Consider the following 23,954-nt stretch of genomic DNA (forward strand, 5'->3'; position numbering starts at 1 on the left):
TAAGAACCCTCAGGACCTGCGCACCTTCACCGCCTCCGCGTGGTTCGGTAGTCCCTCACACTCGGCCAGCTCCTCTACGATCGGAGCGAGGTACTCCACGTCCCCCTCCCGTAACTGCTGGATCGGGATAATCTTCACGAAGTCCCACGTGCCTAGAGCACCCCTGGCCCGTGCGAACCCGCCGGTCGGTAGCACGTGGTTGGGACCCGTGGCGTAGTCCCCGAACGGCACCGCGGTCAAGTGACCCAGGAAGACGGTGCCCGCGTTTTCCACGCCCTGTAACAACTCCTCCGGGTTCTCTACGCACAGCTGTAGGTGCTCCGGTGCGTACCGGTTGGCCAATCGGACGCACTCCTCTAGGGAGTCGAGTACGACTATCCATCCGTTCCTGTCGAGCGCCTTCAGGACTACCTCCTCACGCTCTATCCCCGCGTCCAGTAACTCCTCGATACGTTCCTTCACGGCACGGGCTATCTCCTCCGAGTCGGTGGCCAGTACCGCCGCGGCGTTTGGATCGTGTTCCGCCTGGGCGATGAGGTCCCGTGCCAGCCAGTCCGGGTCGGCCGAGTCGTCCGCTATAACGAACACTTCGGAGGGACCCGCCGGCATGTCCACGTCGGTTAGCCCTCTTGAGTATGCTAGGAGCTTAGCCGCTGTCACGTAGACGTTCCCAGGACCCACGATCTTGTCGACTCGGGGTACCGCCTCGGTTCCCGTGGCCATCGCCGCGATGGCTTGCGCACCGCCGACCCGATAGACAGCGTCCGCGCCGGCTATCTCAGCCGCCACCAGCACCTCCGGTGAGGCACGTATGTCGTTGTCCACTGGAGGCGTACACACTATCACCTCGCGACATCCCGCGACGCGTGCCGGTATTACGGTCATGAGGGCTGTCGACGGATAGGACGCGCGTCCGCCGGGAACGTAGCATCCTACTCTCGGAACGGGTCGGAATGTGAGACCACACTCCGTCCCCTCCACGTCGAAGGTTATCCTGTCCACGCGGGGTAGGGACTTCCTGTGAAACTCTTCGATACGGTGGGCCGCCTCCTCGAGCGCCTCCACGGTACGCTCGTCCACGAGCTCACGGGCGACCTCGAAATCGTCTTCGGATACCCGGAGGTCCTCGGCCTCTAGCTCGATCCCGTCGAACCGTTCGGTGTATTCCAGCAGCGCCTCGTCACCTCGTTCGACTACGTTCTCGAAGATCCGCTCGACGTCGGATAAGACTCCCGTCACGTCCATCTCCGACCTGCGCAGGACGCGTTCCAGCTCTTCCTCTTCAGGTCGCACCAGCAGCCTCATCGGCCAACACCCGCAGTCGCTCTCGGATGTGGTCCAGAACTCGGGCCAGCACGCGCCCGTTATCGTACTCTCGGAGCACATACCTCGCACGATCTTGGTCCATCCTCTCGTACTCCCGCGCGATCTTTCGGACGCAGCGCACGACGTTGTCGACGATGGTGATATCGGCACTACGAGCTGTGCGGGAGAGTGGGTTCAAGTCTATGGCCACTACGGTCTTTCCGAGTTCCTTCAGGGCGTTGGTCCGGTCCCCATCTTCCAGGGGTACCAGAACCACATCCGCCCGATGGATCCCACGGTCGTCGACCACGGCTCGAGGAGAGGACAGGTTCGGGAGCCTGACGAGATGCTCCGGATCGACGCCTAACACCCTGTCGGCTCCGGCCTCCTTAAGGACCTTGGCGATCTTCTTCACTCGATCTTCCGTCCTGTGGAACAAGTTCACTTCGAGCGGGGCACCGGTGACCTCGGAGAGCTCTACGAGATCCTCTGAGCACAGGGCGGCGGTGTTCCCGTTCACCGATATCACAGGGTGTTCAGCGAGCTTGAACGCGGCTGCCGCCGCCTTGATCGCTTCCCGGACAGGCGGAATGGTTTTCTCACCGATTAAGTAGTCGAACGCCTCGCCCCTGCCTTGGGCGATCATTCCTTGAGGTACCACGTATCCATCTTCGAAGCCCTGCACGAGGCGCTCACGGATCTTCAACACCTCCGCCCTCGGGTGATCTGGTGGTATCTTCACCCGCGGTCACCCCGGAGCACGGAGCAATTTCGAGAGGGCGTCTACCAACTTCTTGGCTAGCTCCCGCTTGTCCCCTCTCACTCGTTCGATGACCTCGCCGTTTCCGTCCAATATCCACCACTCCGATTCCTCGGCACCGGCTGTTTCCGGAGGGTTGGCGACGACGAGTTCACACGGAACTTCGTCCAGAAGCCGTCGGGCTCCCCTCACCGGCTCGGGATCTAGCTTGAACGCCACCCTAACTCCGTCGAAATCCGGAAACACTTCTCTTACTATTTTCTCGGTGGGGATCAGACGGATTTCGTGCTCACGTCGCGAGTCCAGCTTCCCGTCGGCGCGCTTCGCCGGTCGAAAGTCCGACGGTGCCGCCGCCATCACGATAGCGTCCGCGTCGTCGACCCTACTCACGACCTTCTCGAGCATTTCACGGGTTGTTTCCACCTCCACGCGCTCATCCGTCGGAGGCGGATCTACCCGGAGCGGTCCGTGGATAAACACGACTTCGGCCCCACGCGCACGAAGCTCGCGGCATATCTCACACGCCGTCCGTCCCGAGCTCCGGTTGGTGATCACCCGAACATTGTCCAACGGCTCCATCGTCGGCCCTCCGGTAACCAAAATCCTGAAACCCGATAGCTCCCCCTCCACGGCTTTCACTATCTCCCCTATTGAGGCCAGCTTCGCTTTCCCCTCCTCGATCACGGGCCCCACGACGATGACTCCCATCTTCTCCAGTCGGCGTAGGATCTCTCGAGCCGGTGGTGACCGGTACATGTGTAAGGACATCGCGGGGGCGACGACTAATCGTTTCCCGGCCCCTAACGATGTCAAGGCCGTGAGGGGGACGGGGGCATCTGCTACCCCGTGCACGATCTTGGCAAGGGTGTTCAGCGTGGCCGGCACTACCACCACCACGTCGGCCCACTCGGCCAGCTCCACGTGCTCCGCCCGTGATGTGAGTCGTGGGACGACATCCTCGGCCGCGAATCCCAGTGCGTCCTCACCCACGAACCTCAGGGCTTCCTCCGACGTAACGACCCGTACGCGATGACCCCGACGTGTCAGTTCCCGGCATACGTCCGGGGCGCGATATGCGGCTACGCTACCCGTCACGCATACGACCACGTTAGCCAAAGGTCACCTCCACCTCCATCCCCGTGAGCTCTTTCACCGCCTTCTCAAGCTCCTCTGTGTCCGCAGGCACTCGGTGCCGGTCCCTGTGATGAATCACCGCCTTGTAACGCTCACCGTCCGGCTCGTAGACAACGTTCACACTGAGCAACCTCGCCGGTAAGATTAAATCTTGCACGAGTTTCCTCAACTGACGCACGTCCTCGGGATCCTCGACTTCCTCCACGACGCGCACCTTCTTACCTAAGTGGTCCGATAAGGCCCTGGAAATCCTACCCCGCTTGCCGATGAGCTTCCCGGCCATCCCCTGTCTCGTCACCAGTACCACTAGGTTTCCCGTGTCTACGGTCCTCAGCAGCGCTACGTCTTCGAGTGATGGATGATCTTCCTTGAGTTCCACCAGCTTCTTGGACACCTCAACGTCGGTTTCCGTGATCTCTCCTCGTTCCAGTCTCTCCTCGCACCCCGGGCATAGAAGCCCGGTCTTCGCACACACTTCACAGATCGGTAACTCCAACATCGAACCCCCGAGAATCAGGTTCACGGAGCTGCCGTGGGAGCCGTCCGTTAAAAAGTTGACTCGTAGGGCACCCGGCCTGTGTGGCGCGTTCCCGAAACTCATTTACTGGATCCACGGCACTGCGCACGGCCCAACCCAGCAACCGAAGTGGACGGGGGTCCACGCAATGGCTGAGGAGGAGAACGTCGTGTACGTCGGCAGCAAGCCCGTCATGAACTATGTTCTAGCCTGCATCACGCAGTTCAATGAAGGAGCCAACGAGGTCCGAATCAAGGCTCGTGGTCGTGCCATCAGCCGTGCGGTCGACGTCGCTGAGATCGTCAGGAACCGCTTCATGCCGGAGGTCGAAGTCAAGGACATCAAAATCGGTACCGAAGAACTCGAAACGGAGGAAGGAGATACCGTCAACGTGTCCACGATAGAGATAGTACTCGAGAAGCCTGTGTAAACCGGTTTTTTGGTCACCATCCTCGCTCGTCCTCCTGATTCTCACCCGAATCGGAAACGGAATCGGGAACGTCACCCCGCGATAATCCTTGGAACTTCCCTGGCCTTCCACTCCGAGCCGCGGAGGGACATACCCTACAACTCCCTGCTCCCTCCTCATTATTGGTACACTAATCGTAGTGGCGTTAACTTCACCCATCAGCCTACCTAAAGAGTCCGAGAAAGATGCTTCTACAACGTAAACCCCACTCTCCGTCAACTTCACCCACACGTCCACGTACAGTAACCTGTGACCTTCAAAGTGAACTTCTACCTTCTCCACGTTACCACTAACCACCGGATTACTTTGTCCCGATAGATCGACGAGGGCGCTTCCAACTACCTCGTTCAGTCTCCTCACTACCACTGTTAGGTATAAACCCATCCTAGTCGTTATGAGGTCGTAATCCGTGTTCACGCGAATTCGGAAGACGATCTCGTCCGCTCTTTTCGTTGCCTGACCAGGAGGTAGATTTAGTGTCGTTTTAATCATCCTGTACCTCATCGGTATGACCAACTGATATCCTCCGATGGAATCCTGAATGATCGTACTGGAATATACCACGATTGGAACTGATGGCATCACGAATGTTCCCTGTTCGGTTTCGTATATTACGGCGTTTACGCTACCGACACACCCTCCTACCTCTGAACCTGGACAAGTAATACTCTTGCTAGTTGTCACGACTACAGCCGATTTAATTTTGTTAGAAGCTACCGTCAGGGTCGAAGCCCAGGGTTCCCACAGTTTCACATCACTGAACTCGTCCCCTGGTAACGATATGTGAGGTACTAACTTAGGGTCCTGAGCCCTACCGTCCGTGGTTCCGAATACCCACAAGACCTCGTTGACGGTCTTCCCTTCTTCCTGCTTCTCTCTTTCCTGTTTTTTCTGTACTACCTTTTTCGACACCGCGAGCACGCACGGCGTCGCGTACGTCTTCTCTTTCTCCCCTTCACTGGCCACCTGGATCCTGGCCACCGGAATCGGGAACGACCTGATGCCCTCCTTCTTACTGAGGACGTCCAACCAGAAAATCGCTATAGAAGGTTTAGAATTCTTCAGAACGCCGATACTAATCAACGATATCGGCGTGCAACCCATAGGAACGATGGCTGCGGGTTTGTTTTTAATCATAACTCGAACTTCCGGTCTGTCACCTATCTCCAGGACCGCGGGTTGACACCAGACGACTTCACCGTCGACCTTTACCTCACCCGTGGGTGGTGGGTACAATAACTCTTTAAATTGTGACGCTGGGTCCCTACCGTCCTTCCATACCGTTAGGAATACCACCGTTCCGTCCTTCAAGACGACGTGAGAAATCAATAGGTTCTCAATCGGAGGAGAGCAACTCATGTCCGACAGTCTCGTCCAGACCATCGGTAAGTAAGTATCATCGGCGGATGAGTAACCCAAAATCGACAGGTAAACTCCACATTCCTTCCACTGCTCCGCGTACGCCACTGCGACCCATTTTGCCTCTACCTTTCGGTTCCCGAGTTGATACTCGTAGTACTCGGGAAGGACGTCGACGTTAAACGTGGTTACGTGCTGGAAATCGTTGATAATAGAGTTGGAGGTTACTTCTATTCTGTCGTTATCCGGATCCACTCGAACTAGGGCGGAGTAAAGGTCAGAACCGTATTCCTCGACAGGTTTCTTCAAGTTCTCCACCGTGTATATTACCAGGAACAGAACTCTCTCCACGCTGCCGTTCTTCCCGTACTCGTAGCCTACGTGTAATACTCGGACTCGGCTGACCTTTCCTTGTGCCGGTATAACCCTCCTATCTCCATCCTTCATCTCCGGAACGTACAAGACTTCCTCTTTCTCTTCCTTTTTGAATCTTAGGTATTCCTTGAACGATAGGTGCAGTGTGTGTAGGAAGACCCCGTTTCCATCCGGTCCGGCTAAGAGTACGATTCCTTCTTTTCCTCCTTTTATTGTTGCGTAAGCTGTGTCGGTTGGTTTCTCTTGTATTGACATCAGCTTGAGTGCCCAGCCGTTCCAGTTCACGATCCATATGTCTGATGACTCTTGTGATGATCTCGTCACTACGAGTACGCCCTCCGCCTCTATCCCTGGTTGTAGTTGTACCTTCGTTCCCGTCGTGATCTCACACGACGCGCAGTACTCCCCATCTAGCTTGACGTCCCCTGGGGTGAAAGCGTCGTAATGCGGGTAGTAATCAGAGAACATCGCCTTCAGATCTTCTCTCAGTTCCTCGTATGGATCACCTTGAAGTTTCGACGAGGTCGCGGTAGCGGGTGCGGTCACGGCAAAAAACATTATAAGTAAGACCTGGGCGGTGTGACGCACGGTTCGGATTCCCCCGAAACTGGTTTCGGGAAAACCGTAAGGTCGGGTGGTAGGGTAATGCCCCCGTTCGAGCTCGAGTTCGATGGGTTGAAGGTTCAGATAGGTTCTGTGGAAGGTTTCGAACCCAGGGGAGAGGGACCGTTACCGTGTCCCACTGTCTCGGATCTCGCTGATTGGGATAGAAAACTTTTCGCCCGGTATCGAGTGGTGTCGTTTCCCGTATGCGATATGTGTTGTATGTGCACGTACGGCCGTTGCAACTTATCAGAGGGTAGGCGGGGTGCTTGCGGGATAGGCATCCGCTCCAACACGGCCCGATTCACCGCGCTCAAGGCCTGCATCGGTGCGGCTTGCCACACGGCCCACGCACGCCACCTCGTCGAGTATATCCTAAAAAAGTTCGGTGACATGGAGATCGATCTGGGCCCCGAGATCGACGTTGTAGCCCCGATATTCGAGACGATCGTGGGTTTCAGGCCGAAGACGGTCTCTGACCTCGAGAAGGGGCTCGAGTACATCGAGCGCGAGCTCGCTAAGGTTCTATCTTCCGTACACATGGGTCAGGAGATGGACCCTCACGATTACGAGTCCAAGTCCCTCCACGCCGGGATGATCGACAACCTCGCGCTCGAGATAGCCGACGTGGCGCAGATCACTGCTTTCGACATGCCTAAGGGCGAGGCGCCCCTTGTGGAGTTCGGTCCGTTCGCGGCGGATGACTCCAAACCATGTATACTGTTAATAGGTCACAACGTGGCCCCCGGTACCGAGGTCCTCGATTACCTGGAAGATCGCGGTCTCGACGAGGAGGTCGAGGTTCTCGGGATCTGCTGTACGGCTTGGGACGTCAGCCGTGTAGACGATCGATCGAAGGTGATCGGGCCCCTGTCGAGACAGCTCCACTACGTGAGGATGGGTATCGCGGATGTGATCGTGCTCGATGAACAGTGCATCCGCGCGGATATCGTGGAGGAGGCCAATGAGGTCGGATCTAGAGTCATCGCGACGCGAGATCTGGTGATGGCCGGACTGCCGGACGTCACGGACGAACCCACGGAGAAGATCGTCGAGAAGATGGTTTCCGGAGAGTGGATGGGAGTCTTCATCGAGGATCTGGAGAAGGCCGCAGAAGTCGCTGTTGAGGTCGCGATAAGGGTCCACGAGCGGCGGAAGAAGGAAATCCCACAGCCCGATCCGAGGAGACTCCAGAAGGAGGCGGAGCGCTGTTTGGGATGCGGCGACTGTGAACGGGTGTGCCCGAACGACTTACCGATCGTCGAGTCCATGGAGAGGGCGGCGAACGGCGACTTGGATGGACTTGCCGAACTGTTCGACCGGTGCGTGGGTTGTGCCCGGTGTGAGTCCGAATGTCCGTCGAAGATCCGCATCATGAACATGATCGAGGACGCCTGGAGACTGAGGACCAAAGAGGAGAAATATAAAGTACGCACCGGCCGAGGTCCGATCAAGGATGTCGAGATACGACAGGTCGGAGGTCCCATCGTAATGGGTGATATTCCCGGTGTAGTCGCTTTTGTAGCGTGTCCGAACTATCCCGACGATGTGAAGCAAGTGGGTAAAATGGTGGAAGAACTTCTGGAACGAAATTATATCGTACTAACTTCGGGCTGCGCAGCAATGTCACTTAGTATGTACACGGATGAGGATGGTAAGACCTTGTATGAAAAGTACGAAGATAAGTTCGACGCGGGTTGTCTCGTGAACACCGGTCCTTGTGTCTCGAACGCTCATATACTCGGTGCGTGTATTAAGATCGCTGCTATTTTCGCGAAAAAGCCACTTAAAGGGAACTTCAAGGAAATCGCCGATTACATCCTCAACAGGGTCGGAGCTTGTGGGGTACTGTGGGGCGCGATGAGCCAGAAGGCCCTCGCGATATCCACGGGTTTCACGCGATGGGGTATTCCAATAGTTTACGGTCCGGCTGGTCTCAAGTATCAAACATTGTACATCGGTGACCTCGATGGGGATTGGACGGTGTACGATGCACGCACCGGTGAGGAGTGCGAGGAGTATTGTCCCATCCACCTGAAGTACGCGGCGGAAGACTGGAGGGAGGCGCTAGTTCAGGCGGTGAAACTCTGCATCCGTCCCAACGATACCCCACAGGGACGACAGACTAAGCTTCAAAACTACATCGAGTTGTACAAGGAGTTCTACAACGAGCTCCCACCGGACCTTCCACTGTACGTCCGCGACAAGAACGACGTTCCGATCACTTTGCGCGACGAGGTGATGGAGTACCTGAATGAGGTCGGTTGGAAGCCAAGGAAGGGTATCGCCGAACCCTCGCTGGGAGAGAACGTGCGGGGTTAAGCCCGTTGTCGCTACCGAAGGATCCCACGCTGATTTACACGGACAAGGCCAAGGTAGCCCGAGCTCCGGTGCTCAAGATGGTGTTCCGTCGCGCTAACGATCCGCTGATGATCGTCGGCCCGAAGGCTGTGGAGGACGAGGAGTGGCGGGAACTCCTGGTGAAGCTGCGTGAGGAGTTCAGGATGAGCGCCGTCTGCACTGCCCCGTACGAGGGCAGTGACCTGGGTCGCAAGATGGGTATTGTCGAGGTGGCGGCCTTGCTCCAATGGGACGCTCCAATACTCGGAGTTCACCCAGATCTCGTCGTGTTCACTGGGTCCCGTACCGACGTAACCGACCGAGTACTCCAGGGACTCCGTCACGCGCGACCTGACCTGGTGAAAGTGTCGTTGAATCCCGAGTACTGCCCCAGCGCGGACTACTCGTTGCCTACAATGAAAAGGGAGCAGTTCCTCCAAGAGCTGAGCTCTTTGGCGGGTGTTTAATCATAGTAAGGGCGTGGTCAGGTTGGACGTGAAATGGGAGGACGTTGAAGTCGAAATAGGGGAGCTGGTGGTTGAGTGGGGCTCCGAAAGTGAGGTGGAGGGACCGACTCGCCGCGAGTTGCTTCCGTGGGACAGGACGTTGACGTCGGTCTACGATTTGACCGTGGTCCCAGGTGATTCGGAAGAGAAACGGCGAGAAGTAGCTCGCACGGTGGTAACGCTATGTTGCGAGGGTACGGCGGGGCTAATCTCCACGGCCCGACTCGCGGTAGAACTGCTGCGTCAAACTGGAGAGCCCTTGGATCCCGGGTTCGGTGCGGAGACGCCGCTCCCTCTATACGAGACGCTGCTCGGGAGTCCTCCCGAGTGCACAGATGACCTCGAAGTCGGACTGTCCTACGCGGGGTTGGAGCTGGCTTCCTCGGTCTCGGAGCTCCTGCGGTCGCACTCCATAGAAGGTTACGAGTCCGTGGCTATGCACGCCGGCGCGATCGGTCTCCTCGCGATGGAAATAGCCGATGCGGCCCTCTCCACGCTGATGAAGGTCCCGGAATCGGAGGGAGTGTTCGAGATCGGGACGGATGATCTACCGGAACGTCCTACGGTGTTGTTGGTCGGTCATCTACCGCTCCTGGGCCATATCATCAACGAAGAGTTAGGAACGCTCGCGAGACAGGTGGGGATCGTCGGATTAACACACACCGCGTGGCCCAACTGCGAGGACCACGTCAGGGTCGTAGGACTACTGTCCATGTACTACGAATACGTCTCTTCCGGGTTCGCGGATGTGGTGGTAGTCGACGGGACGTGCACGGGAGAAGACGTGATCGAGGCGGTATGCGAGGGCGGATCCAAGCTCGTCGCCACCGTCGGGGCTCGCGTAGCTGACCTACCCGACGTCACCGACTACCCTGTTGAGAAGGCTGTCGAGGTCCTCGTTACCGACGAGGACGCTGTTTACGTGGAGGAACCTCTCAAGGCCGTGGAAATCGCCGCGTGGACGGCTCTTCGAGTCTGTGGATCACGCGATCGGAAGGGATACCCTCGGAAGGTTTTCCGGATCGGCCCACCGACCCGCCTCACGGATGTGGTGATCCGAAACGTAGGTGTTCCGGTAGTTTCAGGCAACATCCCGGGGATAGTCGTCCTAGTGTCCTGTCCCGAGAAGTCCGAGGACGTCGAAGAACCCGCCAAGATCGCCGAGGCCCTCCTAGAGCGCGGATACTTGGTGCTAGTCCCGGGTTGTTTAGCCGTTGCACTGGGCTCATACTTGGACGAAGAAGGTAAGACGTTGTACGAACGGTACCCGAATACGCTCCTCAATACCGGACCCTGTACGTCCACCGCGCATTTGGTCGGGGCCTGCGTCCGCGTGGGTGTGATCTTCGGTAGGCTTCCCATCAGGGGAGAACCCGTACGGGTCGCCGATTACGTACTCAATCGAGTCGGGGCCTGCGTGATAGCCTGGGGAAATGAGTACCCGGAACACTTGGTTTCGGCGGCCTACGGGATCACTCGGTGGGGTATCCCAGTAATACTGGGTCCCGACCCGGAGGCGGGCTCGTTGTTGATCGAGAAGGACCCGAAGATCGTCGACGCTCGTTCGGGAGAGGAAGTAGAGGATCCTACCCCGAGACATCTGAGGTGCGTGGTATCGAATTGGAAGGAGGCGGCTGTCACCGCGGCTCGGCTGTGTATGCGTCCCAACGACACCCCGGAAGGTCGCCAGAACAAGGTCGAATCGTACGTGGAGTTGTACCGGGAGCTTTACGGAAAACTCCCGCCCGACCTCGACCTGATCATTCGGGACGAGAGCGACATCCCGGTGACGCTCAGGTCCGAAATACGGGAGCTGCTGGAGAAGACCGGATGGGCACCTAGATCGCGCGCATCCGATCCTACCTTACTGTCCGAGGGGGGTGAGTGAGGAGTTGACGGGTCTTGCGGATCTGCCCGTGGACGTGAGCCCGAGGCACGAGGGCGAGCGGATACGAAGCGGTGACATGTACGTCGAGTTGGCGGGGCCGAAGGGCTTAGGCGCTGAACTGTTCAAGGTTGTGGACCCGGACGAGATCGAGCCGGACAAGGTGGAAGTAATCGGCCCAGACATCGACGAGATGGAGGAAGGAGAGCGATACCCGTTCGCCATTTACGTGAAAGCCGCCGGTGAGGAGCTCGAGGAGGACGTGGAAGGTGTACTAGAGCGACGTATCCACGAGTTCTGCAACTACGTTGAAGGTTTCATGCACCTGAATCAGCGAGACCAGATTTGGTGTAGGGTCTCGAAGGACGCCGTGGAGAAGGGGTTCCGATTGGAGCACCTCGGCATCGTGCTCCGGGAGCTGTACAAGGAGGAGTTCGGCAACGTCATCGACTCGGTGGAAGTCACGATAATTACGGACGAGGAGAATGTGGAGGAGTTCATAGAGTACGCCAGGGAAATCTATCAGAAGCGCGACGAACGTGCGAAGGGACTCTCGGAGGAGGACGTCGACGAGTTCTACGTGTGCCTGATGTGTCAGTCCTTCGCGCCGACTCACGTGTGTGTAATAACTCCGGACCGACCGAGCCTCTGTGGCTCGATCACCTGGCACGACGCTAAGGCGGCCTACAAGATCGATCCTGAGGGCCCTATATTCCCGATCGAGAAGGGAGAGTGTCTTGACCCCGAAGCCGGCGAGTACGAGGGTGTGAACAAGGCCTTTCAGGAACACTCTCAGGGTGCCGTCGAGCGAGTGTTCTTGCACTCCTGTCTCGAGTACCCGCATACGAGCTGCGGCTGCTTCCAGGCTGTCGTGTTCTACATCCCCGAGGTAGACGGGTTCGGAATCGTTGACCGTGAGTACCCGGGTGAGACCCCGATCGGGCTCCCGTTCTCGACCATGGCGGGTGAGGCCAGCGGCGGTGAGCAGCAGCCGGGTTTCGTTGGCGTAAGCTACGGTTACATGGAGTCTGATAAGTTCCTACAGTACGACGGCGGCTGGGAGCGCGTGGTTTGGATTCCTAAGGCGCTGAAAGAACGCATGAAGCACGCCATCCCCGACGAGCTGTACGACAAGATAGCCACCGAGGAGGACGCGACCACTGTGGAGGAGCTCCGGGAGTTCCTCGAGAAAGTCGAACACCCGGTCGTCGAGCGCTGGGCCGAAGAGGAAGAAGAGGAGGAGAAGGTTCCGGAGGAGGAAGCACCAGCCGAAGAACCGACGATGGAGGTGGAGGAGCTTCCGATCGCGCCCGGTGGAGGTCTGAACGTGAAAATCGTGCTGAAAAACGCCAAGATTTACGCGGAGAAGGTCATCATCAAGCGCGCCGATCGGGAAGATGAGAGTTGATCCTAGCCTTCACCGGTAAGGGGGGCACGGGGAAGACTCTCCTCGCCGCACTCACAGTACTCGAACTCCTCGACCGACACCCCGACGCCGACCTTCTGGTGGTCGATGCCGATCCGGACGCCAACATGCCCGACGTGCTAGGGGTAGAGGTCGACACCACGCTCGGTGAGATCAGAGAGCACTTCAAGCGTGAGATCGAGGGAGGAGGGCTCCCGCCAGGCTTCGATAAGCAGGCCTACATGGAATACCTTGTGATGAACGCACTTCAGGAGTTCGACGACTACGATTTGCTAGTGATGGGTAGGTCTGAGGGTAAGGGCTGCTACTGCGCAGTGAATCACTGGCTCCGTCGGGTTATGATGGATCTCCTTCCCAACTACGATTACGTGATAGTGGATTGCGAGGCAGGGCTCGAACACATCAGTCGTGGTATCATCGAGGGCGTCGACACGGTATTGACAGTCGTAGATCACTCCTACAAGGCGCTTCGGACTGCGGTCAGGATATCCAAGCTAATCGACGAACTCGAATCCGACGTCGGTGAGATGTGGGTCGTGGCGAACCGCGTGACTGAGGATGAATACGCGGTCATACGCGAGAAGGGCGAGGAGCTCGGTCTTAAGTTCGCGGGATTCGTGAGACCCGACGACGAGGTAGTTCGACTCGAGCTTCATGGTATCCCTTTGACCGAACTCCCACCTGACGCTAAGGTCCGCCGTGATATGCGCGCCGTACTTACGCGGGCGGGGGTGCTCTGATCCGATGGCCGATGATAAAGATGTGAAGAACCTGCTGGAGCACCTCGTGAAGAACCTGTTACCGGAAGATGTTGAGGAGATCGAGCTGCGGAACGTGACGATCGGGTTAGATGAGCTGGAGCTGGACCTCAAAACCGTGGCACAAACTCTTCCGGTTGAAATCTGGAAACGCGTGTTCAAGCCTAAGGTTGAAGAGGAGGAGAGAGAGGTCGAGGTCCCGGAATACGAACCACCGGTTGAGGAGTACGAAGGCTGTGTGGCCGAGGTGCAGATCGGAGCGACGCGGTCCGACGGCGGTTCTCGGGATCGGGTCGTCGTCTTAGGTGGTGAGCGCGCCTACTTCCCGTTCGAAGAATCACGACCGAACCCTCCCGTGGTCACGTTCGACGTGTTCGACACCCCGGATGTGGGTATTCCCGGACCTATTCGGGAGGAGCTTGGCGACGTTATCGAGGACCCAGTGGACTGGGCGAGAACCGTCGTCAAGCGCTACGGTGTCGATATAGTCACCGTCCATCTGGTCAGCACGTCCCCCAAGCTTCATGATGCTCCCGTCGAGGAAGCTATGAAGACGCTGGAGGATATTCTTGACGCCGTAAAGGTCCCGATCATCGTGGGCGGATCCGGGGACCCGGAGAAGGACGTGGAGGTATTCGTGAGGGCGGCCGAAGTCTGTGAGGGAGAGCGGGTGATGATGTCCTCGATCAACGAGGACATGAACTTCGAGCGGGTGGTCGAGGCGGCCAAAAAACATGGTCATGTGGTGTTAACATTCGCCCCGGTCGATGTGAACCTCATGAAATCTCTGAACAAGAAAGTACTGAACAGAGGTCTCTCGAAGGAAGACATCGTCATGGACCCGACGACCTGCGCCCTGGGTTACGGTATCGAGTACACGATCGACGTTATGACCAGAATCAGGCTCGCCGCGCTGAAGGGTGATGAACACCTGCAGATGCCGATCTCCAGCGGTTCCACCAACGCGTGGGCCGCACGGGAGGCTTGGATGAAGGACGAATCTTGGGGATCGCGTGAGTACCGCGGACCGCTGTGGGAGGCGGTAACGGCGACTACGGTGGCACTCTGCGGTGCCGACCTGTTGATGATGTTCCACCCGTGGGCTGTGCAAGTGGTTATGGAAGCTATGGAGTACATGGCCGAAGGACGCGTCACCGGAGACGCGTACGTGACCGATGTGATCGCCTGAGGGGGAGACGCTCGTGGCCCAGCTCAGCGCGATGGACGTGTACAACCTGCTACCCAAGGCCAACTGCGGGGCGTGCGGCTGCAAGACTTGCATGGAATTCGCTACGAAGCTCGTCAACCGGGAGGCGAAGCCTGAGGATTGTCCGAAGCTCGACGATGAGAGTCTAGAGAAGCTTCAGGAGCTGCTAGCGCCGCCGATCAAGGAGCTGACGATAGGGGAGGGTGACCGCGAAGTCATCGTCGGCGGCGATGAGGTGATGTTCCGACACGAGCTCTCGTTTTTCAATCCACCGCCGGTGTTCGTCACCGTTTACGATGATATGAAGGAGGACGAAATCGCTGGAAAGACGGAGGAAATTCAGGAGTTTCAAGTCGAGCGTGTTGGAGAGGTCTTGAAACTCGACGGCGTCGCGGTAGTATCCCGAACTGGGAACCCTGAGAAGTTCGCCCGGGCAGTTGAGATCGCTGTGGAGCGCTCTGAGGACCTCGCCGTGGCGTTGATTACAACCGATCCTAAAGTGATGGAGGCCGGTCTCGACGTTTTCGACGAACGTCCGCTGCTTTATCCGGCGACCGAGGATAACATCGAGGACCTAGCGAAGCTAGCGGCCGATGTGGACTGTCCCTTGGGACTTCACGCCCGTGACGTCGAAGACCTCGTACCCCTAGTCGTCGAGGCGCAGCAGTACACGGACGATCTGCTCTTGGACCCGGGTACGGAGTTCGGTTCCCACGATGTGGTTTCTACCACGGACAAGCTGGCGGAAATCCGCAAGGCGGCCATCGAGGAGGAGTTCGAAAGCTTCGGTTACCCGACCCTCGTCACGACGTTTCCCTACGCGTTCCTCGAAGACAATCACGTGAAAGCCGCGAGACGGGAGTCGTACCTGGCATCCGCCTGTGTGCTCAGGTACGCCGACCTCCTCATCATGGACACCGTAGAACCTTGGGCGCTCCTTCCGGTGTTAACCCAGCGTCAGTGTGTGTATACCGACCCACGGGAGCCTCAGGAAGTAGAACCCGGCCTGTACAGGATCGGCGACCCGGACGAGAATTCTCCAGTCTTAGTCACGACGAACTTCACGCTGACGTACCACTGTGTGGCCGGTGACCTCGAGAGCGCCGACGTCGACTGTTGGTTGCTTGTCATCGATACCGGTGGACTCGCCGTGGACGTCAGCGTTGCCGGCGGTCAGTTCACGGGGGAGGCCGTGAAGGAAGTCATCGAGGAGACGGGCATCAAGGACAATGTCGAACATCGTGTCCTCGTGATTCCGGGCAAGGCCGCCGCCGTGAAGGGTGATGTGGAGGACGCCACCGGCTGGGACGTGGTGATCGGTACCCAGGACTCGTCCGAGCTGCCTGAGTTTCTGGAGAAAGAAGGTCTACTGAGGATTGATGAATAACCGGCGACTTTATCCTTCACCAGACCTGGCGCTTAGGTACTTCGGGGATGAGCTGTTGATCCTGGTGACTGGAGGAGCCGGGTTCATAGGTTCGCACGTGGTGGAAGAACTCGTCGATCGAGGCCACGACGTGGTGGTTTTGGACAACTTCAGCGTGGGTCGTGAGGAGAACCTCCACGGAGTTCGGGACGATATCGAGATCGTACGGGCCGACGTGACGGATCCTAGGGCCGTGGAGCGAACGTTCCGGGAGTACCGACCGGAGGTCGTGATCCACCTGGCTGCCCAGGTCAACGTACGCTACTCCATGGAGTCACCCTTCGTCGACGCCAGGATTAACGCCCTAGGTACCTTGAATCTCGTCTCGTTGGCCGCCGAGCACGACGTCGAGAGGTTCGTGTATGCGTCCTCGGGTGGTGCGGTGTACGGGGAACCGGAGTACTTGCCCGTGGATGAGGAACATCCCACGCGACCGATATCGAACTACGGCGTCTCGAAGCTCGCGGGCGAGTACTACGTCCGTGTGTACGCCGAGCGAGACGGGTTCGAGTACGTCATCCTACGATACGCTAACGTTTACGGTCCCCGGCAGGATCCCAGAGGTGAGGCGGGGGTAATCCCTATCTTTCTATTACGGGCCGCCCGAGGTGAACCGCTCACGATCTTCGGAGACGGCGAGCAGACCCGTGACTTCGTTTTCGTCGAGGACGTAGCTCGGGTCACGGCCGAAGCGGTGGAACGTGGTGAAGGTGTGTACAACATAGGTACCGGCCATGAGACCTCCGTGAACGACATCGTGAACGTCGTGGAGTCGGTCACAGGGGTTGACGTGGAAGTAGTGTACGAGGATCCGCGGCCGGGCGAGGTTCGCCGGATATACCTCGACCCGAGCCGGGCCCGGGAAGAGCTGGGGTTCGAGCCACGCGTCGACTTAGAGGAGGGGATCGAGCGAACCTGGGAGTGGGTCCGTCGGAAAATCGCGTAGCCATTTAATCTCCGTCTCGGAAGTCCTGGGGGGGGTGCCGAGTTGCCGGATGTCTTCGTCCTGGTCGTCGCCCCGGACCTGTGTACGGACTGCCGTAAGTGCGTCAACGCGTGCGAGAGCATCCACGGTCACGCCCGAATTTACAAAATCTCCGAGGATGCGCCCCCCGTCACGTGTCTCCAGTGTGATGACGCACCCTGCGCGAACGTCTGCCCGGTGAACGCGATCGTGGAGGAGGGTGACTCTTGGATCGTCACCGAGGACTGCGTTGGCTGTGGTCTATGTGCCGTCGCGTGCCCCTTCGGTGCTATAGAGATGGTGAACGGCCGGGCCGACAAGTGCACCCTTTGCGTAGACGCTCCCAAGAAAGTGCCTGCGTGCGTGGAGGCGTGCGATCGGGGCGCGTTGAGGTTAGTATCGAAGTCGCAGGTCGCGGAGGAGAAGCGCGAACGGTTCGCCATCGAGATGGAGCGAATATACCGGACGCTCGCGAAGCTCGAATCGGAGGAGGGGCCCCTTCGGGGTGAAAGTCGGAGTAGTGGGTAAAGGGGGCGTCGGCAAGACCACCATAGCCGCCGCCCTCGCCAAGGCTCTCACGGACGTAGGGTACGAAGTGCTAGCCGTAGATGCCGATCCCGACCCCGACTTGGCTTACTCCTTGGGCCTACCTGGATCACCCACTCCGATCGTCGAACGACGCGAGCTCGTCCGGGAACGTACGGGTGCGGAGCCGGGCACATCCTACGGCCCCGTGTTCAAGGTCAACCCGCGAGTCTCAGACCTTCCCGACGAGCTAGCCGTTAGGGTCGCGCCTGGTCTTCGACTCTTAGTGGTCGGAAGCGTTGAGAACCCCGGTGAGGGTTGCTTCTGTCCAGCTGCCGCGTTGGCGCGCAGGTTAATCCGTCACGTGATCGCCGACAGGGACGAGTCCGTAGTAGTGGACACCGACGCGGGTTTGGAGCACTTCGGAAGGAGGGTGCTGGAGTCCGTCGACTGGGTAGTGGTGGTGTGCGAACCTTCCGTTAAGTCTATGAAAAACGCCAGAGAGTCGGTGCGCCTCGCCCGTGAGATGGGAGTCGAGAGGGTGGCCCTCGTCAAGAACAAGTGGCGGAAGGACGCTCCAGAGCCCGATCTCGACGTCGACTTCGAGCTGACGGTCCCGTATTCCGACAAGCTCGTGGAGCTGGAGATGGAGGGGAGACCGGTATGGGAGGATCAGGTGGTGAGGGAGACGGGAGAGGAGTTGGCGAGACGTCTTACGAGGTAGTGATCCGAGAGGAGCACTGCAAGGGATGCTTCCTCTGCTCCTGGGTATGCCCGATAGACGCGCTGGATAGGTCAAACCGTAGGAACAAGCGCGGTTACCTGCTCCCGGAATGGAGCGGCGAGTGTACCGGATGTCGACAGTGTGAGCTCATCTGCCCTGACCTCGCGATCGAGGTGAGGGAGGTGGAGGGAGATGAGTAAGGTCGACTTCCTGCAAGGTAACGAGGCCTGTGCAGAGGGAGCGATCGTTGCGGGTTGTAGGTTCTTCGCCGGCTACCCGATCACACCATCCACCGAGATCGCGGAGCGGATGAGCTCACGGCTCCCCGAGGTCGGCGGTGTGTACGTGCAGATGGAGGACGAGATCGCCTCGCTCGCGGCGGTGATCGGTGCCTCTTGGGCCGGCATCAAGGCCATGACCGCGACCGCGGGGCCGGGTTTCTCGCTGATGCAGGAGCACATAGGCTACGCCGTAATGACGGAGACACCCTGCGTGGTCGTGAACGTGCAGCGCGGTGGGCCCAGTACAGGACAACCCACGAAGGCCTCGCAGTCGGACGTCATGCAGGCACGCTGGGGTTCTCACGGAGATTACGAGATCGTCGCGCTATCCCCCTCCACTGTGCAGGAAATGTACGACCTCATGATCGAATGTTTTAACTGGTCGGAGCGTCTCCGCGTGCCCGCAGTCCTCCTCACGGATGAAGTCGTCGGACACATGCGGGAGCGTGTGGTACTGCGGGACGACGTCGAAACGGTCGAGCGGGAGTTACCGCCAGAGGGTGAGGAGATCGAGAAACCCTTTCCGATGGAGCCCGACGATCTCGTTCCCCCGATGCCAGTGTTCGGTAGAGGGCACCGGGTCCACGTGACCGGGCTCACCCACGACGAGCGAGGATATCCGGCTACGGACGATCCTGAGATTCATCGCAAGCTCGTCACGAGGCTGTGCAACAAGGTCAGGAAGCGGGCTCGAGAAATCCACGAGGAGGTAGGATACGACTTCGAGGAGCGCGAGTCCGACGTCGCCCTCGTTGCCTACGGAGGCTGCGCTAGAACCGTGATCGAGGCGGCCGAGGAACTCGGGGTTACCGTCTTCCGCCCTAAGGTTATCCACCCGTTCGACCCCGATTTGATCCGTGACTTACTCGACGGCTACGAGGTCTTAGTCGTCGAGATGAACTTGGGTCAGTACGTCGAGATGGTCGAGCGTGCCCTGGATCGCGAGTGCGTGCACCTGCTCGGTTATCCGGGTGGCTATCCACCGACCCCAGAGCGCGTAATCCGTGAGGTGAAGAAGCTCTCGGGGTGACCGTCGTGGACTGGAAGGAACTCATACGCTGGGATCGCATGCCCCATATCCTATGTCCCGGCTGCGGGAACGGCACGATCTTGAACGTGCTGGTTCGCGTCCTGGCGGAGAAGTTCGAGGAAGGAGAACTAGATCCGGACAAGACGGTGTTGGTCTCCGGCATCGGTTGCTCGTCCAGATTACCGGGCTACGTTAAGCTAGACTCCCTTCACACTACCCACGGTCGTCCACTGGCTTTCGCGACCGGAATTAAGCTGGCGAATCCCGACCTTGAGGTCATCGTGATCACCGGTGACGGTGACGCGGCTGCCATCGGTGGGAACCATTTGATCCACGCTGCCCGCAGGAACCTGGACGTCACGGTGATCTGTGCCAACAACTACATTTACGGAATGACGGGTGGTCAGGTAAGCCCCACGACGCCCAGAGGTGCCAAGTCGACCACTACCCCCTATGGGAACCCTGAGCCACCGTTCGACCTCTGCGAGCTCGTTATCGGGGCCGGAGCCCCCCACGTGGAGCGGTGGACCACGGCTCATCCCGCCCAGCTGAGTGCCGCGATCGCCCGTGCCCTTGAGCGCGAAGGTTTCTCCTTCATCGACGTACTCTGCCAATGTCCCACGAACTACGGCCGGAGGAACGACATGAGGGATCCTAGAGAGATGGTAAAGTGGCTCCGGGAGAACACTTCCACGCGAGATGAGGAAGGTAAGATCCGGATCGGAATCCTCCGCGATGAGGAGCGCGAACCCTTCCTCAAACGCATGTACGACATGATCGAGGAGGTGAGAACGAGTGAGGAAGGAGATTAGGATCAGCGGTTTCGGCGGCCAAGGAATAGTACTCGCCGGTGTGGTGCTGGGTCGAGCCGCCGCGGTTTACGAAGGGTACAACGCCGTACAAACACAATCCTACGGGCCGGAGGCCCGGGGCGGTGCCTCGCGCTCGGACGTGATAGTATCCGATGAGGAGGTCATGTACCCGTACGTACGCCGACCTGACTTCCTCGTGACCATGTCGCAAGAAGCATACGAGAAGTACGTGGAGAACGTTCCCGAGGACGGTCTCGTCGTCTACGACTCGACGCTAGTCAATCCATCTCGTGAGGACGTCGAACACGTGGGTATCCCCGCGACCGATCTCGCCGAGGAAAAGCTCGGGCTTAGCATCGTCGCTAACATGATCATCTTAGGCGCGTTGCGTGAGCTTACCGGGATCGTTTCGTTCGACTCACTACAAAAGGCCGTCGAGGATTCCGTACCGCCTGGGACGGAGGACGTCAACGTCCGGGCCCTCAAGCTCGGAGCCCGGGAGGTGAGGGAATGATCAGACTACTGGAGTACCAGGCTAAGCGCCTATTCAAGGAGGCCGGGGTGCAGACTCCAGAAGGCGACGTCGCCCGCACCTCGGCGGACGCGGCCCGGATCGCCGCCGAACTCGGGGGACCGGTGGCCGTCAAGGCACAGGTGCCCGTCGGAACCCGTGGTAAGGCCGGAGGTATCCTGTTCGCGGACGACCCGGAAGAGGCTAGAAAAGCTGCCCGGAAGCTGCTCGGCTCGCGGATCCGGGGTGAGACCGTTAGGAAGGTGCTCGTGGAAGAGAAACTGGACATAGCCGAGGAATGGTACGTGTCCATAACGCTCGACCGTGCGGAGCGTAGACCCGTACTCCTCGTCTCCCGGGAGGGCGGGGTGGACATCGAGGAGGTTCCGGACGAGAAGATCGCTCGTAGGCATTTGGACCCGATCCTAGGACTACGCCCATTCGAAGCTCGGAAGGCGATTCTAAAGGCGGGTATCCCGAAGGAATACCTGCGAGACGTCGAGGAAGTTATCACTTCGATGTACGAGGTGTTCGAGGGCTACGACGCCCATCTCGTGGAGATCAACCCGCTAGTCCTTACGAAGGGCGGGGAAATGGTGGCCGCGGACGCCGTCGTGAACTTGGACGAGGACGCCGCCAACATCCGACACCCCGAGTTCGCCGAGGAAACCGGGGACTTCCCCCTCGTAGAGCTCGACGGTGACATAGGCATCATCGCCAACGGTGCGGGTCTCACCATGGCCACCGTGGACCTCGTCAAGGATCTCGGTGGCGAGCCGGCTAACTTCTTGGACGTAGGTGGTGGGGCCTACCCGACGCTCATCCGTAGGGCTATCCTGACCGTGGCCGAATTGGGCGTGAAAGTGATCCTCCTCAACATCTTCGGTGGCATCACCCGGTGCGATGAGGTGGCAGAGGGCATCGTCCAAGCCCTCGACGACGTGGACGTCCCGCTTGTGGTGAGGCTCGTCGGGACGAACGAGGAGGAAGGTCATCGCGTACTCCGAGAGCACGGGATCGACGTCTACACCGAGCTTAAGGACGCGGTCGAACGTGCCGTCGAGTTGGCGGGGGACTAGCCCTTGTTAGACTCAGACACTCGCGTACTCGTGCAGGGTATCACGGGCCGGCACGGGAGTTTCCATACGAAACTGATGCTGGAGTACGGAACCGAGATCGTTGCCGGAGTAACTCCCGGTCGAGGCGGCCAAGAAGTTCACGGGGTCCCTGTCTACGACACCGTCGAAGAAGCCGTCGAAGAGGCCGACGCCGAAGCTTCCGTCATTTTCGTTCCCGCTCCGCATGCACCCGACGCGGTCATGGAAGCTATCGAGGCGAAGCTTGACCCCATCGTCGTGATCACCGAACACATACCGGCCCATGATACCATGCGGTTCGTTGAGCTGGCTCGGCGGGAAGGTATTCGCATCATCGGCCCCAACACTCCCGGGATCATCGTACCGCCGGAGCGGGTGAAGCTAGGGATCATGCCTCATCAGGTATTCATCGAAGGCGAAGTAGCCGTAGCGTCCAGGAGTGGTACTCTCACGTACGAGATCGTCCAGGCGATGACCGAGGCAGGACTCGGCCAGTCCCTCTGCATGGGACTCGGAGGCGACCAGATCGTCGGAACTACCTTCATAGACTTCCTGGAATACGTCCAGGAGGACGACCGCACTGAGGCCGTGGTCCTCATCGGGGAGATAGGTGGAAACGCGGAAGAGCTCGCCGCCGAGTACATCGCGGAAACCGACTTCCCGAAACCCGTCGTCGCCTACATCGCCGGCCGTCACGCCCCACCAGGTAAACGTATGGGCCATGCCGGCGCCATCATCGAGAGAGGTCGTGGAACCGCAGAGTCCAAGATTAAGGCCTTCCGGAAGGCAGGAGTTGACGTAGCCGAGAAGCCGTGGGAAGTGCCGGAGCTGCTTCGGGAGTACCTTTAGTTGAAGTTCCCCGTCCCCGGTGCCCTTACGGGATTTTTTCATCCGCAGCCCGGTAAGACGCCGAAAGACACAGGATCGCCCGGCTTCGGCTTAGCCGTTGATTCCGTCGTGACAGTACGTGTCCGACGCCTACGTGCTGAGCGTCTCAGGGTTCGCGCAGACCACCCCATCGACTCTCGAATAGCCCGGAAGTGCTACGAGGTGCTCGATCCCGATGGGGGACTCAGCGTTCGTTACGAATTCTCCGTACCTCCCGGTTGCGGATTAGGGACTAGTGCGGCCTCCGCCCTGGGAACGTTGGCGGCCGGGGCCGCCGAGATGGGTCTCGAGGTGAGCCCCGAGTGGGTCGCACGTCGCGCTTACGAGATAGAGCTAGAGCTAGGTACGGGTATCGGTGACGTGGTAACGATCTGGCACGGCGGAGCCGTCCTCCGGGCTGGACCCGGGTACCCCGACGAGGTTCCTATCCACCGAATACCCGTCGAACCGGATCTCCGTGTCTTGATCTACGATCCTCAACCTATCGAGACTCGCGATGTACTCGATGGACTTTCTGGCACCGAGGTGGCTCTCAGGTACCTGAGAGAACTCGAGAGGCACCCTGATCTCGAACTCGCACTCCGTAGGTCGTTGGAGTTCGCCGAACGGCTCGGATTCTCCGAAGAAGCCAAGCTCGCCAGAAAGCTCTCTCACGAGCACCTGGGAGCTTCGATCGCCATGCTCAGTCGAACAGTTTTCGCGGTATCGTGGGAACACGACCCGCGAGCCGATGTCGATCTCCCTGTGTTCTACAGCTCCTTCCCGGAAATCATTTCAGGAATCTTCGAATTCAGTGTGGATGGGGATTGAGAAATGTGTGAGTTCACCGTCAAGCTAGGTGGTGAGGTGATCGCGGAGGACGTCCTATATCTGGAGGTGATGGAGGATGGTGTCTTACTGCGTGACGTGATGGGTGAGGAGAAGGTGGTCGAAAGTGCCCGGATCAAGCGCATCGACATGGACGAGCACGTGGTGGAGCTCGAGCGCTGACCTCCAGCTCAGGTCCCGACCCCGGTCGCCGAGGATCGTTATGTATACCATAACGGTTAGGA

General features: G+C 58.9%; 23 protein-coding genes. 19 read left to right on the forward strand and 4 right to left on the reverse strand.

Going from position 1 to position 23,954, the window contains the following annotated elements:
• Nucleotides 1-9 precede the first annotated feature (9 nt).
• From hisD to BW921_RS05275, 4 genes are read right to left on the reverse strand one after another with little or no spacing between them, the layout of a single operon-like run.
• Nucleotides 10-1,305 carry a histidinol dehydrogenase gene (gene hisD, locus BW921_RS05260; protein ID WP_168168772.1) on the reverse strand — a complete coding sequence of 432 codons (1,296 nt, stop codon included), beginning with the start codon at nt 1,303-1,305 and terminating at the stop codon, nt 10-12.
• A complete protein-coding gene (locus BW921_RS05265; protein WP_148688862.1) occupies nt 1,283-2,047 on the reverse strand; it encodes a 4-phosphopantoate--beta-alanine ligase in 765 nt (254 codons plus the stop codon). The genes hisD and BW921_RS05265 overlap by 23 nt, the downstream gene beginning before the upstream one ends.
• A gap of 6 nt (nt 2,048-2,053) precedes the next feature.
• Entirely contained in the window at nt 2,054-3,172 is a 1,119-nt protein-coding gene (gene coaBC / locus BW921_RS05270; protein WP_236953808.1) for a bifunctional phosphopantothenoylcysteine decarboxylase/phosphopantothenate--cysteine ligase CoaBC, read from the reverse strand.
• A 1-nt stretch (nt 3,173) separates the two neighbouring features.
• Nucleotides 3,174-3,695, reverse strand: coding sequence for a transcription elongation factor NusA (locus BW921_RS05275; RefSeq protein ID WP_168168773.1), 522 nt, complete (start codon nt 3,693-3,695; stop codon nt 3,174-3,176).
• 169 nt (nt 3,696-3,864) lie between these two features.
• Between BW921_RS05275 and albA the strand changes: the two genes are divergently transcribed.
• The 19 genes from albA (at nt 3,865) to BW921_RS05370 (ending at nt 23,892) form a co-directional block, all read left to right on the forward strand.
• Nucleotides 3,865-4,146 carry a DNA-binding protein Alba gene (gene albA / locus BW921_RS05280; protein WP_011019084.1) on the forward strand — a complete coding sequence of 94 codons (282 nt, stop codon included), beginning with the start codon at nt 3,865-3,867 and terminating at the stop codon, nt 4,144-4,146.
• Between the two features lie 2,418 nt (nt 4,147-6,564).
• Nucleotides 6,565-8,844 carry a CO dehydrogenase/acetyl-CoA synthase complex subunit alpha gene (gene cdhA / locus BW921_RS05285; RefSeq protein ID WP_148688865.1) on the forward strand — a complete coding sequence of 760 codons (2,280 nt, stop codon included), beginning with the start codon at nt 6,565-6,567 and terminating at the stop codon, nt 8,842-8,844.
• A gap of 5 nt (nt 8,845-8,849) precedes the next feature.
• The gene (locus BW921_RS05290) at nt 8,850-9,329 is read left to right on the forward strand and encodes a carbon monoxide dehydrogenase beta subunit family protein (RefSeq protein ID WP_168168774.1); all 480 of its coding nucleotides are present in this window, start codon (nt 8,850-8,852) and stop codon (nt 9,327-9,329) included.
• A 28-nt stretch (nt 9,330-9,357) separates the two neighbouring features.
• Nucleotides 9,358-11,256 (forward strand): hypothetical protein, encoded by a 1,899-nt coding sequence (locus tag BW921_RS05295; RefSeq protein ID WP_236953810.1) that lies wholly within the window; start codon nt 9,358-9,360, stop codon nt 11,254-11,256.
• Nucleotides 11,257-11,332: 76 nt separating this feature from the next.
• A complete protein-coding gene (gene cdhC / locus BW921_RS05300) occupies nt 11,333-12,661 on the forward strand; it encodes a CO dehydrogenase/CO-methylating acetyl-CoA synthase complex subunit beta (protein ID WP_394338950.1) in 1,329 nt (442 codons plus the stop codon).
• Complete coding sequence (locus tag BW921_RS05305; protein ID WP_148688869.1) at nt 12,658-13,419, forward strand: AAA family ATPase; 762 nt, start codon at nt 12,658-12,660, stop codon at nt 13,417-13,419. The genes cdhC and BW921_RS05305 overlap by 4 nt, the downstream gene beginning before the upstream one ends.
• 4 nt (nt 13,420-13,423) lie before the next feature.
• A complete protein-coding gene (gene cdhD / locus BW921_RS05310; RefSeq protein ID WP_148688870.1) occupies nt 13,424-14,626 on the forward strand; it encodes a CO dehydrogenase/acetyl-CoA synthase subunit delta in 1,203 nt (400 codons plus the stop codon).
• A 13-nt stretch (nt 14,627-14,639) separates the two neighbouring features.
• Nucleotides 14,640-16,031, forward strand: a complete 1,392-nt coding sequence (acsC, locus tag BW921_RS05315) for an acetyl-CoA decarbonylase/synthase complex subunit gamma (RefSeq protein WP_148688871.1) — start codon at nt 14,640-14,642, stop codon at nt 16,029-16,031.
• Between the two features lie 64 nt (nt 16,032-16,095).
• Nucleotides 16,096-17,016, forward strand: coding sequence for a GDP-mannose 4,6-dehydratase (locus BW921_RS05320; RefSeq protein ID WP_236953811.1), 921 nt, complete (start codon nt 16,096-16,098; stop codon nt 17,014-17,016).
• Nucleotides 17,017-17,058: 42 nt separating this feature from the next.
• Entirely contained in the window at nt 17,059-17,562 is a 504-nt protein-coding gene (locus BW921_RS05325; protein ID WP_148688873.1) for a 4Fe-4S dicluster domain-containing protein, read from the forward strand.
• Nucleotides 17,540-18,283: an AAA family ATPase gene (locus BW921_RS05330; RefSeq protein WP_088335868.1), complete on the forward strand. Its 744-nt coding sequence runs from the start codon at nt 17,540-17,542 to the stop codon at nt 18,281-18,283. The genes BW921_RS05325 and BW921_RS05330 overlap by 23 nt, the downstream gene beginning before the upstream one ends.
• Nucleotides 18,283-18,483, forward strand: a complete 201-nt coding sequence (locus tag BW921_RS05335; RefSeq protein WP_210400438.1) for a ferredoxin family protein — start codon at nt 18,283-18,285, stop codon at nt 18,481-18,483. Before BW921_RS05330 ends, BW921_RS05335 begins: the two co-directional genes overlap by 1 nt.
• The gene (locus tag BW921_RS05340; protein ID WP_148688875.1) at nt 18,476-19,594 is read left to right on the forward strand and encodes a 2-oxoacid:acceptor oxidoreductase subunit alpha; all 1,119 of its coding nucleotides are present in this window, start codon (nt 18,476-18,478) and stop codon (nt 19,592-19,594) included. Before BW921_RS05335 ends, BW921_RS05340 begins: the two co-directional genes overlap by 8 nt.
• Nucleotides 19,591-20,406, forward strand: a complete 816-nt coding sequence (locus BW921_RS05345) for a 2-oxoacid:ferredoxin oxidoreductase subunit beta (RefSeq protein ID WP_148688876.1) — start codon at nt 19,591-19,593, stop codon at nt 20,404-20,406. The genes BW921_RS05340 and BW921_RS05345 overlap by 4 nt, the downstream gene beginning before the upstream one ends.
• Complete coding sequence (locus BW921_RS05350; RefSeq protein WP_088335872.1) at nt 20,390-20,920, forward strand: 2-oxoacid:ferredoxin oxidoreductase subunit gamma; 531 nt, start codon at nt 20,390-20,392, stop codon at nt 20,918-20,920. The genes BW921_RS05345 and BW921_RS05350 overlap by 17 nt, the downstream gene beginning before the upstream one ends.
• Nucleotides 20,917-21,996: an ADP-forming succinate--CoA ligase subunit beta gene (sucC, locus tag BW921_RS05355; RefSeq protein ID WP_210400439.1), complete on the forward strand. Its 1,080-nt coding sequence runs from the start codon at nt 20,917-20,919 to the stop codon at nt 21,994-21,996. The genes BW921_RS05350 and sucC overlap by 4 nt, the downstream gene beginning before the upstream one ends.
• A 3-nt stretch (nt 21,997-21,999) precedes the next feature.
• Nucleotides 22,000-22,863 carry a succinate--CoA ligase subunit alpha gene (sucD, locus tag BW921_RS05360; protein WP_088335873.1) on the forward strand — a complete coding sequence of 288 codons (864 nt, stop codon included), beginning with the start codon at nt 22,000-22,002 and terminating at the stop codon, nt 22,861-22,863.
• Nucleotides 22,864-23,712 carry a pantoate kinase gene (locus BW921_RS05365; protein WP_148688877.1) on the forward strand — a complete coding sequence of 283 codons (849 nt, stop codon included), beginning with the start codon at nt 22,864-22,866 and terminating at the stop codon, nt 23,710-23,712.
• A gap of 3 nt (nt 23,713-23,715) precedes the next feature.
• Complete coding sequence (locus BW921_RS05370) at nt 23,716-23,892, forward strand: CooT family nickel-binding protein (protein WP_148688878.1); 177 nt, start codon at nt 23,716-23,718, stop codon at nt 23,890-23,892.
• The last annotated feature ends 62 nt before the right edge of the window (nt 23,893-23,954 follow it).

Source organism: Methanopyrus sp. SNP6 (assembly GCF_002201895.1).
GTDB lineage: Archaea > JAADCQ01 > Methanopyri > Methanopyrales > Methanopyraceae > Methanopyrus.

What these genes read in the sequence shown, in the direction of transcription:
- hisD (WP_168168772.1), bottom strand. Translation starts at nt 1,305, where the DNA reads ATGAGGCTGCTGGTGCGACCTGAAGAGGAAGAGCTGGAACGCGTCCTG.
- albA (WP_011019084.1), top strand. Translation starts at nt 3,865, where the DNA reads ATGGCTGAGGAGGAGAACGTCGTGTACGTCGGCAGCAAGCCCGTCATG.
- cdhA (WP_148688865.1), top strand. Translation starts at nt 6,565, where the DNA reads ATGCCCCCGTTCGAGCTCGAGTTCGATGGGTTGAAGGTTCAGATAGGT.
- cdhC (WP_394338950.1), top strand. Translation starts at nt 11,333, where the DNA reads ATGTACGTCGAGTTGGCGGGGCCGAAGGGCTTAGGCGCTGAACTGTTC.
- cdhD (WP_148688870.1), top strand. Translation starts at nt 13,424, where the DNA reads ATGGCCGATGATAAAGATGTGAAGAACCTGCTGGAGCACCTCGTGAAG.
- BW921_RS05340 (WP_148688875.1), top strand. Translation starts at nt 18,476, where the DNA reads ATGAGTAAGGTCGACTTCCTGCAAGGTAACGAGGCCTGTGCAGAGGGA.
- sucC (WP_210400439.1), top strand. Translation starts at nt 20,917, where the DNA reads ATGATCAGACTACTGGAGTACCAGGCTAAGCGCCTATTCAAGGAGGCC.
- BW921_RS05370 (WP_148688878.1), top strand. Translation starts at nt 23,716, where the DNA reads ATGTGTGAGTTCACCGTCAAGCTAGGTGGTGAGGTGATCGCGGAGGAC.